This is a genomic window from Micromonospora sp. M42, assembly GCF_000568915.1.
Taxonomy (GTDB): Bacteria; Actinomycetota; Actinomycetes; order Mycobacteriales; family Micromonosporaceae; genus Micromonospora; species Micromonospora chalcea.
In genome coordinates this window covers 359,536-375,372 of record NZ_KK037233.1, presented here as the reverse complement: position 1 = coordinate 375,372, position 15,837 = coordinate 359,536, and the positions used below count along the sequence as shown (strand labels likewise).

The 15,837-nt window shown below is 72.8% G+C and carries 15 protein-coding genes; 4 read left to right on the top strand and 11 right to left on the bottom strand.

Features of this window, described 5'->3' with window-relative positions:
• The 3 genes from MCBG_RS01375 to MCBG_RS01365 all read left to right on the top strand — a co-directional run.
• Positions 1–567: 4'-phosphopantetheinyl transferase family protein (locus MCBG_RS01375; protein WP_084789399.1), on the top strand; the 567-nt coding region annotated here is incomplete at its 5' end.
• An 86-nt stretch (positions 568–653) separates the two neighbouring features.
• Positions 654–923 (top strand): phosphopantetheine-binding protein, encoded by a 270-nt coding sequence (locus MCBG_RS01370; RefSeq protein WP_030499105.1) that lies wholly within the window; start codon positions 654–656, stop codon positions 921–923.
• A 2-nt stretch (positions 924–925) separates the two neighbouring features.
• Positions 926–2,248 (top strand): glycosyltransferase family 2 protein, encoded by a 1,323-nt coding sequence (locus MCBG_RS01365; protein WP_043323256.1) that lies wholly within the window; start codon positions 926–928, stop codon positions 2,246–2,248.
• An 8-nt stretch (positions 2,249–2,256) separates the two neighbouring features.
• Here the strand turns inward: MCBG_RS01365 and MCBG_RS01360 are convergent, their stop codons facing one another.
• The 3 genes from MCBG_RS01360 to MCBG_RS01345 form a co-directional block, all read right to left on the bottom strand.
• The gene (locus MCBG_RS01360) at positions 2,257–3,495 is read right to left on the bottom strand and encodes a beta-ketoacyl-[acyl-carrier-protein] synthase family protein (protein ID WP_043323254.1); all 1,239 of its coding nucleotides are present in this window, start codon (positions 3,493–3,495) and stop codon (positions 2,257–2,259) included.
• Positions 3,496–3,548: 53 nt separating this feature from the next.
• Entirely contained in the window at positions 3,549–5,159 is a 1,611-nt protein-coding gene (locus tag MCBG_RS01350) for a cytochrome P450 (RefSeq protein WP_223200979.1), read from the bottom strand.
• Positions 5,160–5,235: 76 nt separating this feature from the next.
• A complete protein-coding gene (locus tag MCBG_RS01345; RefSeq protein WP_043323252.1) occupies positions 5,236–6,207 on the bottom strand; it encodes a PaaX family transcriptional regulator in 972 nt (323 codons plus the stop codon).
• Between the two features lie 242 nt (positions 6,208–6,449).
• Between MCBG_RS01345 and MCBG_RS01340 the strand changes: the two genes are divergently transcribed.
• The gene (locus tag MCBG_RS01340; protein WP_084789395.1) at positions 6,450–7,817 is read left to right on the top strand and encodes an extracellular catalytic domain type 1 short-chain-length polyhydroxyalkanoate depolymerase; all 1,368 of its coding nucleotides are present in this window, start codon (positions 6,450–6,452) and stop codon (positions 7,815–7,817) included.
• A 67-nt stretch (positions 7,818–7,884) separates the two neighbouring features.
• Here MCBG_RS01340 and MCBG_RS31005 read toward each other — a convergent pair whose 3' ends face one another.
• From MCBG_RS31005 to MCBG_RS01300, 8 genes are all read right to left on the bottom strand, one after another.
• The gene (locus MCBG_RS31005; protein WP_051610902.1) at positions 7,885–8,640 is read right to left on the bottom strand and encodes a GntR family transcriptional regulator; all 756 of its coding nucleotides are present in this window, start codon (positions 8,638–8,640) and stop codon (positions 7,885–7,887) included.
• Positions 8,641–8,727: 87 nt separating this feature from the next.
• A complete protein-coding gene (locus MCBG_RS01330) occupies positions 8,728–9,930 on the bottom strand; it encodes a dipeptidase (RefSeq protein ID WP_198033260.1) in 1,203 nt (400 codons plus the stop codon).
• Between the two features lie 29 nt (positions 9,931–9,959).
• Positions 9,960–10,949: an ABC transporter ATP-binding protein gene (locus MCBG_RS01325; protein WP_043323250.1), complete on the bottom strand. Its 990-nt coding sequence runs from the start codon at positions 10,947–10,949 to the stop codon at positions 9,960–9,962.
• On the bottom strand, positions 10,933–11,916 hold the full coding sequence (locus tag MCBG_RS01320) for an ABC transporter ATP-binding protein (RefSeq protein WP_043323248.1): 984 nt from the start codon (positions 11,914–11,916) through the stop codon (positions 10,933–10,935). The genes MCBG_RS01325 and MCBG_RS01320 overlap by 17 nt, the downstream gene beginning before the upstream one ends.
• On the bottom strand, positions 11,913–12,749 hold the full coding sequence (locus MCBG_RS01315) for an alpha/beta fold hydrolase (RefSeq protein ID WP_043323247.1): 837 nt from the start codon (positions 12,747–12,749) through the stop codon (positions 11,913–11,915). The genes MCBG_RS01320 and MCBG_RS01315 overlap by 4 nt, the downstream gene beginning before the upstream one ends.
• Positions 12,746–13,927 (bottom strand): M24 family metallopeptidase, encoded by a 1,182-nt coding sequence (locus tag MCBG_RS01310; RefSeq protein ID WP_043323243.1) that lies wholly within the window; start codon positions 13,925–13,927, stop codon positions 12,746–12,748. The genes MCBG_RS01315 and MCBG_RS01310 overlap by 4 nt, the downstream gene beginning before the upstream one ends.
• Positions 13,928–13,929: 2 nt before the next feature.
• Entirely contained in the window at positions 13,930–14,811 is an 882-nt protein-coding gene (locus MCBG_RS01305; RefSeq protein ID WP_223200978.1) for an ABC transporter permease, read from the bottom strand.
• Positions 14,812–14,875: 64 nt separating this feature from the next.
• Positions 14,876–15,829 carry an ABC transporter permease gene (locus MCBG_RS01300; protein ID WP_043323238.1) on the bottom strand — a complete coding sequence of 318 codons (954 nt, stop codon included), beginning with the start codon at positions 15,827–15,829 and terminating at the stop codon, positions 14,876–14,878.
• Positions 15,830–15,837: the final 8 nt, after the last annotated feature.

The window sequence follows — 15,837 nt, the reverse complement described above, 5'->3', positions numbered from 1 at the left end:
GCCGCCGACGGGCTGCGGGACCGGTTCACGGTGGCACGGCGCCTGCGCGTGCTGGCCGGGCGGGCCACGGGCGCGTCACCGGCGGCGCTGACCTGGCGCCGCGGCCGGTACGGCAAACCGGCGCTGACCGGGCCGTGGCGCGGCCTGCACACCAGCCTGTCCTACTCCGGCGATCTGGTCGCGGTGGCGCTCAGCGACGGCCGCCCGGTCGGGGTGGACATCCAGCACGTCGTGCCGGGCGGGGACCCGGTGCCGGCGTCCGCGCGCTTCTTCCACCCCCGGGAGGCGCGGCACGTCGCCGCCGGCCCCGACCAGGCCGCCCGGGCGCGGCGGTTCGTGCGGCTGTGGGCCCGCAAGGAGGCGGCCGTCAAGGCGGCCGGGGGCCGGCTGTGGCCCAACCTCGGGATGCCGGTGGACCGGGCCGACGTGGTCGAGTGCGCCGACCCGGCCGGCCGGCACCGGCTCGCCGACCTGGTCGCGCCACGGGGGTACGCGGTGGCGGTGGCGCTGGCCGGCGACGAGCCGTACGCCGTCGAGTGTCGCACCGACCTCGGTGACTGCCCGTGACCACCATCGCACCCGTTGACACTCACCGATCTCCCCTGCTCTGATGACTCCATGCTGGAGCGCGTGATCGATCCGTGGGAGCCCCGGTGCTAGAACACGACGCGCCGCCCCGGGACCAGGTCGTGGACCGCCTGACCGTGCTGCTGACCCGGATGCTGCGGCCGGACGCGCCGGTCACCGAGCAGACCCAGCTGATGGACGAGCTCGGCCTCAGCTCCTCGCTCGGCCTGGAGTTGCTGCTGGCGCTGGAGGACGAGCTGGAGATCCAGATCGACGTCGAGGAGCTGGACGAGGACCGGATGGCGACGCTCGGGGACCTGGCCGACTACATCACCGCCAACTCCACCGCGCGCTGAGCATGCCCACAGCGGACCGGCCCAGCCTGAGCGTGGTGGTGCCCGCGCACGAGAACCCGTCCGCGCTCGACACCACGCTGCGCTCGCTGACCCGGCAGACGCTGCCGGCCGCCGACTTCGAGGTCGTCGTCGGCGACGACGGGTCGGCCGTCGCGCTGGGCCCGGTGGTGGACGCGTACCGGGGCCGGCTGCGGATCGAGTACGTGCGCAGCGACCGGAACCGGGGGCGCAGCGCCAACCGCAACGCGGCGGCGGCCCGGGCCCGCGCGGCCACGCTGATGTTCCTGGACGCCGACACGGTGGCGCACCCCACGCTGCTCAAGCGGCACCGCGACTTCCACGCCGGGCGCGCCGGCCGTCCCGGGGTGCTGCTCGGCCAGCGGTACGACCTGGACTGGGCCGGCGCGGACGCGCTGCGCCGCGGCGAGCCGGTCGTGCCGGCGATGCTGGACGCCGAGCGCGGCGACCCGCGGCTGGAGGACATCGCCCTCCCGCAGCGGATGGGCGACTTCCCGAGCGCGCCCTGGGTGCTGGGCCTGACCCACAACGCGTCGGTGGACCACGAGTCGTTCCGGCGGGTCGGTGGCTTCGACGAGGCGATGGTCAAGTGGGGCTTCGAGGACCTGGAGTTCTTCTACCGGGTGTTCCATCTGCACGGCGCCCCGCCGGAGCTGTTCCGGCTGGACGTCGACGCGCTCTCCTACCACCTCCCGCACTTCCGCAAGACGTCCAACGGGATCGCCTCGATGGACAACATGAAGTACCTGCTGCGCAAGCACCTGCGCTACGACGTCGAGGTGCTGTACGGGATCAACACGTTCGGCCGGCACCTGGGCCGGATCCGGCTCTACGGCGCGGCGATCGAGGCGTACCGCTCCGGTGGGCTGGGCCGGCCGGACGTGCTGCCCGGGTCGCTGCGCGACGAGCTGGCCACGAGCGCCGCGCTGGTCGTCGGCAACGGCGTGTCCGCGCTCGACCTGGGCCCCGGGTCGCACACGTTCGACCACGACGCGCCGGTCGGCGGGACGAACTCCCACCTGCTCGGCACCGTGCTCCAGCAGTTCAAGGCCGGCGCGCTGGACCTGATCGTCAACGTCGACATGTGGCGCTGCCTGCTCCCCGAGGACCTGCCGGCGTTCCTCACCCGGGGGCTGCTCAAGGCCGACCGGATCGAGCTGGTCGCCACCCGTACCGGCCTGGACCAGCGCGCTCTGCTGCCGGTGCCGCTCGTCGCCGACCTGGGCTACGTGGCCGACATGCTGCGCCCGCACTTCAGCGTCGCCGTCGCCGCGTACGACGCGGCCACGGTGATCACGCTCCGCTGACCCGCCGCTCAGGCGGGCCGCGCCAGGACGAGGCTGACGTTGTGGCCGCCGAAGCCGAACGAGTTCGACAGCACCGCGTCCACCGTCGTCGCGCGTGCCCGCCCACGGATGTGGTCGACCTCGCCGTCGCGCTCCGGCTCGTCCAGGTTGCGGGTGGGCGGCAGCAGGCCGCGGCGTAGCGCCTCGACCGCGATCGCCGCCTCGATCACGCCGGAGACGCCGAGCATGTGCCCGGTGACGCCCTTCGTCGAACTCAGCGGCGGCGCTTCCGCGCCGTAGACGTCGGCGAGCGCGGCCAGCTCGGCGGCGTCCCCGGCCCGGGTGCTGGTGCCGTGCGCGTTGACGTACCCGATGTCGGCGGGCTCCAGACCGGCGTCGCGGACGGCCAGGCGCATGCACCGGGCCGCGCCGGCGCCGTCCGGACGCGGCGTGGTCGGATGGTGGGCGTCGTTGGTGGCGCCCCAGCCGAGCACGTCGGCGTGCCGGCGGGCGCCGCGCGCGGCGGCGTGCGCGGCGCGTTCCAGCACGAACACCCCGGCGCCCTCGCCGAGGACGAGCCCGTTGCGGCGGCGGTCGAAGGGGCGGCTCGCGGCGGCCGGGTCGGCCCAGCCGCGGGCGAGCGCCCGGGCGTTGCCGAACGCGTCGGCGAACGTCGGGAACAGCGGCGCCTCGGCGCATCCGGCGAGCACCACGTCCGCGTCGCCGGCGCGCAGGATGCGCAGCGCCTCGCCGATCGACTGCGCGCCGGCCGCGCACGCCGTGCCGATCGACGAGGTGTAGCCGTGGATGCCGAACTTGATCGCGATCCGGGCCGCGCCCATGTTGGGCAGCGTGCCGGGCAGCATGTACGGGCTGACCCCGAACCGTCCGCGCCCGGCGCGGGCGAGCACCTGTTCCTCCAGCGTGGACAGTCCGCCGACGCCGGAGACGACGACCGCCACCCGGTAGCTGTCGACGTCGTGGCCGATCCGCAGTCCGGCGTCGGCGAGCGCGTCCTCGGCCGCGCGCAGCACCATGACTATCGACCGGTCCACGACGCGGGACTCCGGGCCGGGCAGCACGGTGGCCGGATCGATCGCCGGGGCGAACGCGGCGACGTCGACGACGCCGTGCAGCGGATGGTCGTGCGGTGGCCGGGTGAGCCCGGAGCGGCCGTCGCAGACCGCGTCGAACACCTCGGCGGCGGTCGCGCCGACCGGGCTGACGAGCCCGATGCCGGTGACCGTGACCCGTTCGCGCACGCTCACCGGAACCGGCGCGCCGGGGCGTGACGCGGCCGGGTGCCGTGCCCTGGCATCGGTCAGTGCGCCGAGGCCGGGGCGATCCGCGCCGCGACCGCGCGGCTGAACTCGCCGACTGTCATCATCGCCAGCTCCTCCGCCTCGTCGTCGTCGAACGCGACCCCGAACCGGTCCTCCACCCGCACCGCGAGCTCGGCCAGGCCGAGGGAGTCCACGTCGAGCCCGGCCGGGCCGAAGACGGTGTCGTCGTCGACGTCGCCGACGTCGTACTTCATCTCGGTCAGTGCGGCGAGGAGGAACGCGCGGATCTCATCGGTCATGTCCGGTGTTTCCCTTCCACGGTGCCTGGCGGCGCGCTCGACCTGCTCGACGGAACCTGTGAGGCGCGGAGCGGACACTCCGCGTAGCATCGACCTTACTCGATCAGGTTGGTTTGACAAGGCACCCGATCGGTCAGCCGTACCGGCAGCCGGTCGTACCCGCGCAGCATCAGCGCGCGGCGCGGCCCCGGTTCGGCGGTCAGCGCCGGGAAGCGGTCCCAGCAGGCGGGGCAGCACCAGCCGCCCCTCGGCCCGGGCCAGCGTCGCCCCGAAGCAGTAGTGCGGCCCGGCGCTGAACGCCAGGTGCCGGTTGTCGGCGCGGGACGGGTCGAACCGGTCCGGGTCGGGGAAACGGCGCGGATCCCGGTTCGCCGCGCCGGTCAGCACGACCACCGTCCGCCCGGCCGGCACCGGCAGGCCGGCGACCTCGGTGTCCACCGCGGCGTACCGGACCGCGAAGTGCACCGGCGGCTCGTACCGCAGGATCTCCTCCACGTAGGACGCCGCCAGCGACGGGTCGGCGCGCAGCGCGGCCCGCGCGTCCGGCCGTTCGGTGAGCAGCACCAGCCCGTTGCCGAGCAGGTTCGCGGTGGTCCGGAACCCGGCGTTGTACATGATGATCAGGTTGGCGAGCAGCTCGTCGGCGGTCAGCCGGCCGGGTTCGTCGTCCAGGCCGCGCAGCAGCGCGGAGACGAAGTCGTCACGCGGGGTCGCCCGGCGCGCGGCGACCAGGTCGGTGAAGTACGCGGTCAGCTCCGCCGCCGCGACGTTGGCGGCCCGGACCTCGCGCATGGACCGGCGGCCGATCTCCAGCACCGCGTCGAACGCGCGGACCCGGGGCGGGAACCACTCCCGGTCCTCCTCCGGCACGCCCAGCAGCTCGCCGATGACGTCGCTGGGCAGCCGCAGCGCGAAGCGCGCCATGAAGTCGACGGGCCGGCCGTCCGCGCCCGCCTCGGCGAGCCGGTCGAGCAGGTCGTCGGCGATGCGCCCGATGGCCGGTTCCAGCGCGGCGACCCGGCGCGGGGTGAGCGCCTGGGAGAACAGGTGCCGGACCCGGAGGTGGTCGCGTTCGGCGGCGTTGAGCATGGACGACTGCAGGATCCGGGTCACCTGGTGCTGGCGCCAGCGGACGCCGGCCCGGTCCAGGTAGTCGGCGCCGAGCACCCGGAACACCGGGTCGCGCAGCACCCGGTTGACCGCTTCGTAGCCGTGCACGACGAGCGCGTGCGGGTCGCCCGGCCGCAGCCGGGCCGCCTCCCCCGCCTCGTGCAGCCGGGCGTAGAAGGGGTACGGGTCGCGCCGCACCTCGTCGCCGAGCAGCTCGTCGAGGGAGACGCGGACGCTCATGGCCACTCCTCGCGGTCACCGCAGTCCCGTGACCATAGACTCACCGGCGCCGATGTGTCCACGGGACGTCCGGCGGTCAGTCCGGGCCCGCCCCGCAGGCGTCCTCGCGTACGCCGGCGAGCATGTCGGCGGTCGTGTGCGCCTGGATGCCGGGCGGCACCGGATCGGCGAACCGCGCGACGACCGCCCGCACGTGCCGTTGCGCGGGTTCGGCCAATCCGTCGTAGACGGCGGTGAACAGGTCCCGGGCCGGCCGGCGCAGCCATCCGGCCGGAAGCAGCTCCAGCGGCAGCCGCGGGTCGAGCGTGGGGAACCGCCGGTAGGTGTCCATCACCTCGGTGCGGGCCCGCACCGCCGCCGGACCGTCGACCGACTCCAGCCGGGACGCCAGCGGGGTCCACCGGCGCAGGAAATCCTCGTACTGGGCGCTGATCGCGGCGATGCCCCAGGCGTCGACGGGGGCGCGCTGGCCGGTCACGTCGAGCGCGTCCTGCCGGCCCCGGAACACGGTGACCGCGCCGGGCGCGAGCTGCGCCAGTCGCGACCGGGCCGGCTCCGCCAGCTCGTACGGGGAGATCCACAGCCCGTCGTACAGCGGCGCGAAGCCGAGCCAGCGCAGTTGCCCGCGCAGGGCGCGGCGCTGCGTGCCGCGGTCCTGCGGCAGCGAGAACGCGACCACCGTCCAGCACCCGTCCCACGCCTGCGTGTCGGCGGTGGAGGCGACGATCCAGCTGCCGCCGGCGGAGAGGTCGGCGGCGGCGCCACGACTGAGCCGGTAGAAGCTGTTGCGGCCCTGCCGGCTGCCCTCCAGCACGCCGCGCCGGGCCAGCCGGCTGATCGCGGTACGCGCGCCGGCGCTCGTCACCCCGGTCTCGGCGAGCAGCTCGACGATCGCGGCGGACGGCAGCGGGGCCCGGGTACGCAGCGTGTAGTCGGCCAGGAGGGTCACCGCCACGCTCTGCGGCGAGGTGCCGGCCTGCCGCCGGGGCAGCCGTGGCGTGGGCGCCTCGTCCGGGTAGATCTCCTCGATGTCGAACGGGCTTGGCACACGCGCTCCGGGCTCGGCTCAGGGACGGAGCATCGACTCTAGACGAACGCCGCCGCAGCGTATCGGCGTGCTTCGATTGACAGTTCACCGCCCGACGGGAACACTATGTGCCATATGAGCGCGGAGCCGGGCCGGGCAAGCCACATTCCGTGAGCGAGGCGCGACACCGCTGCCGTCCGGGCGGCCGGCGCGGCGCGTGACCGCTCATTCCCGCCTGCACACAGGCGATCGAAGGAGTCTCCGTGAGAATCAGAGCCAAGATGGTGGTGGCCCTGGCCGCGTCGCTGGTGGCGGCCGGCCTGGTGATCCCCACCGTGCAACCCGCGTACGCGGCGTCGCTGGCCGAGGTGACCAGCTTCGGCGACAACCCCGGGCGCATGCGCATGCACGTCTACGTGCCGGACAACCGCCCGTCCCGGCCGGCCACGGTGGTGGCCATGCACGGCTGCGGCGGTTCCGGCCCCGGCTTCTACTCCGGCAGCGAGTTCGCCGGGCTGGCCGACCGGTACGGCTTCATCGTGATCTATCCCAGCGCCACCCAGCAGGCCGGGTTCGGCAACTGCTTCGACACCTGGTCCGACGCGGCCAAGCGCCGCGGCGGCGGCAGTGACCCGGTGTCGCTCATCTCGATGGTCCGCTACGTGCAGCAGCAGTACGGCGCCGACCCGGACCGGGTCTACGCCACCGGCAGCTCGTCCGGCGGCATGATGACCAACCACATGCTGGCGCTCTACCCGGACGTCTTCAAGGCCGGTGCGGCGTTCATGGGGGTGCCGTTCAACTGCTTCGCCGGCGCCTCCGACTACCCGCCCGGGTCCAGCCAGTGCACCGGCGGGAACATGAACCGCACCCCGCAGCAGTGGGGTGACGCGGTCCGCCAGGCGTACCCCGGCTACACCGGGCCGCGTCCCCGGGTGCAGCTGTGGCACGGCACCAACGACACGCTCGTGCCGTACTCGCTGCTGCAGGAGACGATCGAGCAGTGGACGAACGTGTTCGGGCTCAGCCAGAACCCCACCTCCACCGACACGCCGCAGTCCGGCTGGAACCGGCGGCGCTACGCCGACTCCACCGGCATGGTGCAGGTCGAGGCGTACAGCATCCAGGGCGCCGGGCACAGCCTGCCGTCGTCCGGCATGGCCGCGGCGGCGATCGCCTTCTTCGGCCTGACCAGCACGCCCGGGCCGACCACGCCCCCGCCGGGACCGACCACTCCGCCGCCGGGGCCGACCACGCCCCCGCCCGGCCCCACCACCCCGCCGCCGGGACCGACCACGCCGCCGCCCGGCACCGGCGCCTGCTCGGTGCGCATCGAGCTGAACGCCTGGAACAACGGCCTGACCGAGAACATCACCATCAGCAACACCGGCTCGACCGCGGTGAACGGCTGGTCGCTGGCGTTCACGCTGCCCGGCGGCCAGACCATCACCTCCGGCTGGAACGCCTCGTACTCCCCCTCCTCGGGCCAGGTGACGGCGCGCAACGTCTCCTACAACGCGGCCATCCCGGCCGGCGGCTCGACCACCATCGGCTTCCAGGCCACGCACACCGGCAACGCCGGGCGGCCCAGCTCGTTCACCCTCAACGGCCAGTCCTGCACGCTCACCTGACCGGCGTACCCCGACCCCGGTGACGTCCGGACGGCGGCCCCGCGACCCCGCGTCGCGGGGCCGCCGGCTACCCGGCCGGTGGGGCGGATTCCGGAGCCCCGCCGCGGCTGATCCGCAGCGTCAACACGTCGGTGCGAACCGTGATGTGGCCGTGGAACAGCGCCGCTCCGCCCGTCCCGTAACCGACCTGGGTCGCGGTGACCAGCGGATGTCCGACCGCCACGCCGAGCCGCTCGGTGGCCTCGTCGTCGGCGAGCACCGCGGTGAGTTCGATCTCCGCCCGCCGCACCGGCATGCCGGTCGCGCTGGCCAGGAACTCGAACATGTCCAGGTCGATGCTGAGCAGCCCGGACGGGTCGAGGTCGCGGCCGTCGAACCGCAGCGGCAGGTGATCACGGATCCAGGCCGCCGGGACCCCGTCCACGGCGAAGAGCCGGTCGACCCGCCACACCGGCGAGCCCGGCTCCAGTCCGAGGACGCGCGCGCAGTCGGCCGGGCACTTCGCCCGGCTGACCGACGCGTCCTGAAGCGTCGGACGGTGACCCGTGGCGGTGATCCGGTCCCGCAGCGCGGTGACGTCACCGATGGACACCGGCACCCGCTCGGCGTCGTCGTGCACGAAGGTGCCGATCCCCCAGGTCCGGGTCACCACCCCCTCGGCGGCGAGCTGCCCCAGCACCTCGCGCACCGTCGCGCGGCTGACCTCCAGACGATCGGCCAGGTCCCGCTCGTTGGGCAGCTTCTCACCCGACCGGAACTCGCTGCCGATCAGCTGCCGCAGCCGGCCGTGCGCCGCCTGTAGCGCGGTTTCCCGCCGAGCCATCCGCCCTCACCTCATCACTGCCCGCCGCCGCGTCGGCGTACGGAGTGTAGTTCGTCCACGTCCGCTCGGACGATCACCGGCACGGCCTCACCACACCTGCTCCAGCACCCGGATGGTGTTGCCGCCGATCACCTTGGCGATCTCGTCGTCGGAGTAGTCGTGCGCCACCAGCCAGCCCACGATGTTCCCGAACGCCTCGCCCGGATTCTCCAGCCCGGACACGTACTCCACCCGCGGGTGCTGCGGACGGTTGCCGGCGTCGTGGGCGTAGTTGCCGGCGTAGGTGTCGTGCACCCCCACGTGGTCGCCGAACATGGTGTCCGGACCGAACGTGACGTGGTCGATGCCGACCAGGTCCACGCAGTAGGTGAAGTGGTCCATCACCGACTCGATCGAGTGGTGCTGGTGCGCCTGCGAGAGCGTGGTGTGCGGGGCGGCCTCGATGCCGATCACGCCACCCCGCTCGGCGCAGGCCCGGATCACCTCGTCCGGCTTCATCCGGGAGGTGTCCCAGACCGAGCGGGCGCCGGCGTGGGTGATGAACACCGGCACCCGGCTGGCCTCGATGACATCCAGGCAGGTCTGGTCGCCGGAGTGCGAGATGTCGATGGCGATCCCGAGCTTGTTCATCCGGTCCACCGCCCGGCGGCCGAAGTGCGTCAGCCCGCCGTCGTGCTTCTCCGACAGGCCCCCGCCGAGCATGTTCGCCTGGCTGTACGCGATGCCGAGCTGGCGTACGCCGAAGCCGTAGAGGATGTCGATCCGGTCCAGCTCGTTCTCGATCGGGCTGCTGCACTCCAGGCCCGCGACCAGGGCCAGCCGGCCGTCCCGCTTCGCGGCGTGGATGTCGTCCAGGGACGTGGCCAGGAAGACGTGGTCCTGCTTGTAGAGGTCACTCATCCGCATCCCGAGGGCGTAGACGAGGTCGTTCCACTTCCAGCCGTTCTCGCTCGTCACACAGGAGGCGCCGGCCATGAAGTTGTCGAAGACGGCGGTCAGGCCGGAGCGCGCCAGCCCCTCGTATCCGGTGCGCTGGCGGGCGGTGCGGTTGTAGGCCCGCAGCTCGCTGACGTCGGCCGGCAGGACCACCGGATGCTCGTGCAGCGAGATGGCGGCGTGCTCGGTGAGCAGCCGCGTCACCCGCGCACGCTGAGCGTCGGTCAGGCCGAGGTCGTGCTCCGGCACCCGGCCGATCTCCTCGGCCAGCGTGAACACCCGGTAGTCCGAGTGCGGCTCCAGGTACGAGTACGACCTGTGACCCTTGTACCGGGGGGCGGGTTCTTGCAGCAAGACGCTTCTCCTTTGGCGATCGCCGGCCGTCACGCGGCCAGCGGGAAGTGGCAGGCGACCGGATGCGCGCCGGCGGCCAGCGGTGGTTCGGTGGTGGCACAGGTGTCGGCCGCCTGCCAGCAACGGGTCCGGAACCGGCAGCCCGAGGGCGGATCCACCGGACTGGGCGGGTCGCCGGCCAGCAGGATCCGCTGCCGCCCCTGCCGGCCGGCCGGGTCCGGCACCGGCACCGCCGACAGCAGCGCCCGGGTGTACGGGTGCCGGGGCGACTCGTAGAGGCTGACCTCGGGGCCGGTCTCCACGAGCTTGCCCAGGTACATCACTGCCACCCGGTCGGAGATGTGGCGCACCACGGACAGGTCGTGGGCGATGAAGACGTACGCCACGCCGAGTTCCTCCTGGAGCCGCTCCAGGAGGTTGACCACCTGCGCCTGGACCGACACGTCCAGCGCGGAGACGGGCTCGTCGCAGACGATGACGTCGGGGCTGAGCGCGAGCGCCCGGGCGATGCCGATGCGCTGGCGCTGCCCGCCGGAGAACTGGTGCGGGTAGCGGTCCAGGTGCAGGCCGGGGTCGAGACCGACCAGGTCGAGCAGCTCCTTGATCCGCTCGATCCGCCGCCGGCGGTCCAGCACGTCCGGATGGATCTCGAACGGCTGGAGCAGGATCTCCCGGATCGTGCGGCGCGGGTTCAGCGACGTGTACGGGTCCTGGAGCACGATCTGGATCCGCCGGCGCAGGGCCCGCAGCTCCCGTCCCCTGGCCTGGTGCACCACTGACGTGCCGAAGCGCACCGCGCCGGAGGTGGGCTGCTCCAGCCCGACGAGCATGCGGGCCAGCGTGCTCTTGCCGCAGCCGGACTCGCCCACCACGCCGAGCGTCTCGCCCCGGCGCAGGTCGAAGGAGACACCGTCGACGGCCTTGACCACGCCGCCGGAGGTGAACGGGACCCGTCCCTTGACCGGGAAGTGCTTGACCAGGTTCTCGACCCGCAGCACGACCTCATCGCCGGGTGGCATCGAGCACCTCCTCGTGGTGGTGACAGGCGCTGGCGCGATCGGCCGGCAGCGCCAGCAGCGGCGGCAGGACGACCCGGCACTCGTCGGTGGCCCGGGGGCAACGCAGGTGGAACGGGCAGCCGGCAGGGAGCCGAGCCGGGTTGGGCGGAGCGCCGGGAATCGCGTAGAGCTGCTCGTCGCGCCGGTCCACCCGGGGCATCGAGTTGAGCAGCCCCTCGGTGTAGGGATGCGCCGGACCGGCGAAGATCTGCTCGACGGTGCCCCGTTCGACGATCCGGCCGGCGTACATCACCGCCACGTCGTCGGCGACCTCGGCGACCACCCCCAGGTCGTGGGTGATCAGCAGCAGGCCCATTCCGCTGTCCCGCTGGATCTCCGCGAGCAACTCCATCACCTGGGCCTGCACCGTCACGTCCAGCGCGGTGGTGGGCTCGTCCGCGATCAGCAGGTCCGGTTCCAGGGCGATGGCCAGCGCGATCATGATGCGCTGGCGCATGCCCCCGGAGAACTGGTGCGGATAGTCCCGCATCCGGTCCTTGGCCGCCGGGATCCGCACCCGGTCGACCAGTTCGACGGCGCGGCGGCGGGCGTCGGCCCGGGACATGCCGCGCCGGACCCGCAGCACCTCCACGATCTGGTGTCCGACGGTGAAGACCGGGTTGAGCGCCGCCATCGCGTCCTGGAAGACCATCCCGATCTCCTCGCCGCTGACCCGCTCCCGCTGCTTGCGTGACAGGGTCAGCAGTTCCCGGCCCCGCAGCTGGACCGAGCCGCTGACCGTCGCCGGCGGCACGTCGAGGATGCCCGTCACCGCCTGCGCGGTGACGCTCTTGCCGGAGCCGGACTCACCGAGGATGGCCAGGGTCTGCCCCGACTCGATCCGCAGCGACACCCCGTTCACCGCGTTGACCGGCCCGGTCGGACCGGGGAACGCGACCTTCAGGTCGGCGATCTCCAGCAGGCTCATCGGAGCACTCCGGCGCGGCTGAGGAAGTCCCGCACCACCTGCTGGAACAGCTCCGGCTCCTCCAGTTGCGGCGAGTGGCCGGAGGACTCGAAGACCACCAGCTCGCCGCGGGGCACCAGGTCCGCGATGACCTGCGAGGCGGCCACCGGGGTACGCCAGTCGTGCCGGCCCACCGTCACCAGGGTCGGGCACGTGATCGACGGCAGCTTCGGCTTCAGGTCGTAGCGGGGCATGTTCTGCCCGAAGGCGGCGTTGTGGGTGCGGTAGTGGAACCGGGTGGCGGCCAGCCGCGCCTCGTCCTTTGCCGGGTCGTGCTGGTGGTCGTAGAGCGGCAGGATCGCTTTCCAGTACTCGCGCAACTGCTCGTTGCTCTCGAACCGGCCGGTGCCGATCCGGTCGATGACCCACTCCGGGATCACCGAACGGTCGGTGTTACGGGCCCGCTCCACCGCGAGGTGGTCGTGCGCGGTGTCCGCGGCGGTGTCCCGCAGCACCAGCGCGGAGACCCGCTCCGGGTGGGCGATGGCGTACTCCATGGCGATGAACCCGCCGTACGAGCCGCCGGCCATGACGATCGTCTCGTAGCCGAAGTGCGCGCGGATGGCGTCCACGTCGGCCACCCACTGCTCGTGGGTGAACGGTTCGTCGTCGCTGGACTCGCCGGAGCCGCGGGCGTCGAAGACGATGACCCGCATGCGGTCGGCGAACGGGCCGAACGAGCGCTTCGGCTCCTGGCGGGAGCCGAGGCCCGGCGCACCGTGGTGCACGATCATCGCCGGGCCGTCGACCGGGCCGAACGCCTCGACGACCAGTTCCGCTCCGTTGATTCTCATCGGACCCCCTCGATGATGTTGGACGCCAGGTCACGCGGGTACCGGGTGAGCCGGCGCGGGCCGTCGTCCTGTACCAGGACCGTGTCGGAGATGCGGTAGCCGGCGTGGCCGGGCACGTAGACGCCGGGCTCGCTGGACAGCAGCATCCCGGAGGCCAGCACGGTGTGGTCCCCGTCCTCGACCCAGGGTGCCTCGTGGTTCTGCAGCCCGATGCCGTGGCCCTGCCGGTGCCGGATGTAGTCGCCCAGGCCCCGGTCCCGCAGGACGTCCAGGCAGATCCGGTTGACCTCGGCGCAGGTACGCCCGGCGATCATCGCCTGGGTGCCCACCTCCTGCGCCTCCCGGTCGGCCTCGTAGTAGCGCACCTGTTCGGCGGTGGGCTCGCCGATGACGAATGTCCGCTCGCTCTCCACGAACCGGCTGGCCACCGCCGCGCCGAGGGAGAGGATCAGGGTGTCGCCCGGCTGGAGCCGCCGACGGGTCGGCAGGCCGTGCGGCAGGGCGGAGTTCGGGCCGGCGTAGACCAGCCCGCCGGCCAGCTTGGTGGTGTAGACGACCAGGTCGTACTCGGCGTACATCCGGTCGGTGCCGAAGCCGATCACGTGCCGGGCGATCTCGTCCTCACGCGGCAGCGGCCGCCCGGCGGCGAGCGCCTCCTCGATCAGGGCCCGTCCGGCGGCCAGCATCTCGTCGCAGATCCGCGCGGCCGCCTCGTGGAACGGGATCTCCTCGGGGAACTTGCGCAGCCGCAGCTCGGCGACCGCGTCGGTGGTCTCCAGCGTGGCCCCGCCGATGGCCCGGGACAGCGCCCGGAACGCGCCGACCGAAAGGCCCGCGCCCACGCCGATACGGCGGACCGGACCGCCCGGACGGGACAGCGCCGAGGCGAGCGTCTCCTCGGCGGTGACCACGCCCGGGTACTCGAAGTACGTGACGGTCTGGACCGTCACGCCCTGCTGGGCCGCGTACTCCTCGTCGAGGCGCGGGATCACCAGCAGCGGATCCCCCGTCCGCGGCAGCCAGAGGTACACCGGACGTTCGGTGGCGATGTATAAGAAGCCACTGAGGAAGGCGACCTCCGCCGGCGAGGTGGCCAGGAACCCGTCCAGCCCTCGTTGTTCGAGCGCCTCGGCGAGCCGGCCACGGACGCTGTGGTAGAAGCTCTCGGGCAGTCGCATGGTCAGCCTCCGTTGCGACGGGGGTCGCGGGTGTCGTTGAACCGGGTTCCGGCGAGGGTCGCCGCCAGCACCAGGAACAGGATCGCCAGGGACGGGAAGAGCGTCTGCCACCAGGCGATCGCGATCGTGCCGCTGCGCTGGGCGTTGAGCAGGATGCGTCCCCAGGACCAGGCGTCCGGGTCGCCGAGCCCGAGGAAGCTCAGGCCGGCCTCGGAGATCACCGCCCGGGAGGCGGTGAGCAGCACGCTGACCACCATCAGCGAGACGACGGCGGGCAGGATCTCCCGGGTGACGATCCGCCAGCCGGTGGCGCCGAGCACCCGCGCGCCGTCGATGTAGGGCATCGCGCTGATCACCAGGCCCTGTGACCGGATCAGCCGGGCCACCTCGGGCCAGGCGAAGAACCCGATGATCAGGGTCAGCGTCGTGACGCTCGGGCTCACCACCGCCGCCAGCATGATCATCAGCGGCAGGGTGGGCAGCGCCAGCATCACGTCGGTGATCACCGTGGCGACCGCGTCGAACGGCCGGAAGTACGCCGCGGCCAGCCCGATCGCGGTGCCCAGCACGATGGCGAGCAGCGAGGCGGCCAGGCCGATCACCATGCTGGTCCGGGTGCCCCAGACCACCTGGGCGAAGATGTCCTGCCCGAGGTCGTCGGTGCCGAACCAGTGCGCCCCGGAGGGCGGTTGCAGCACGTCCGCGCCGGCGCCGGCGGGCTCGTCGGCGATCAGCGGCGCGAAGACCGCCAGCACCGCCATCACGAGCAGCACCAGCACCGACAGCGCCACGACGGGCTGACGCAGGTAGCCGGAGAGGAAGGACCGCCTGGGCGCGGCCGGGGCCGGCGGGAGCGCCTGCTCGGTCAGCACGGGGGCACTCACGGCACCCTCCCTTCGGTGGTGGCGGCGAACGGATCCGGGCGACGCGCCGGGACGCGGCGCGCGCTCACAGCCGGATCCGGGGGTTGAGGACCGCGTAGAGCATGTCGGTCAGGGCGTTGGCGATCACCACGGTGACGGCGAGCATGATGAACGCCCCCTGGATCACCGGGTAGTCCTGCTGCCCGACCGCCTCGTAGATCAGCCGGCCGACCCCGGGGTAGGCGAAGACCGTCTCGGTCAGCACCGCGCCGCCGACCAGGGTGCCCAGTTGCAGGCCCATCAGGGTCAGCGCCGGCAGGATCGCGTTGCGCAGGCCGTGCTTCCACACCCGACGCCGGGCCGAGAGACCACGCGCCTGCGCGGCGCGGATGTAGTCCTCACCGAGGACCTCGATCATGTTGGTACGGAGGGTCAGCGCGTACGGGCCGAGCTGCACCAGGACCAGGGAGAGCACCGGCAGCACCAGGTGGTGTGCCAGGCTCAGGTAGGCCGCCGCGCCCCGGGTGTCCGGGTCGATCGCCCCGCCGATCGGAAACCAGCCGAGCTGGGCGCCGAAGAAGACCAGCAGCAGGATCGCGACGCTCGGCACGAACAGCGCGTTGGCGCTGATCCCGAAGCCCTGCAACGCGCGGTCGAGCCACTTGCCGCGGTTGACCGCGGCGGCCACGCCGATCGGGATGCCGACGGCGACGGTCAGGACGAACGCGCTGCCGGCCAGCAGCAACGTCCAGGGAAGCCGGTCGAGGATGATGTCGGTGACCGGCTGGATCTGACGGAACGAGATGCCCAGGTTGCCCTGGACCAGCTCGCGCAGGTACGACACGTACTGCTCCCACAGCGGACGGTCCAGGCCGTACGTCTTGAGCAGCGCCGCCTGCATCTCCGGTGTCATGTCGCCCTCGACCATGAGGGTCGTGGGGTCCCCCGGCAGGAGCCGGAGCAGAAAGAACGTCGAAGTGATCGCGATCCACACGGTCAGGACGGCCTTCAGTGCCCGGCTGAGCACGAAACGCGCCACGGGGGACC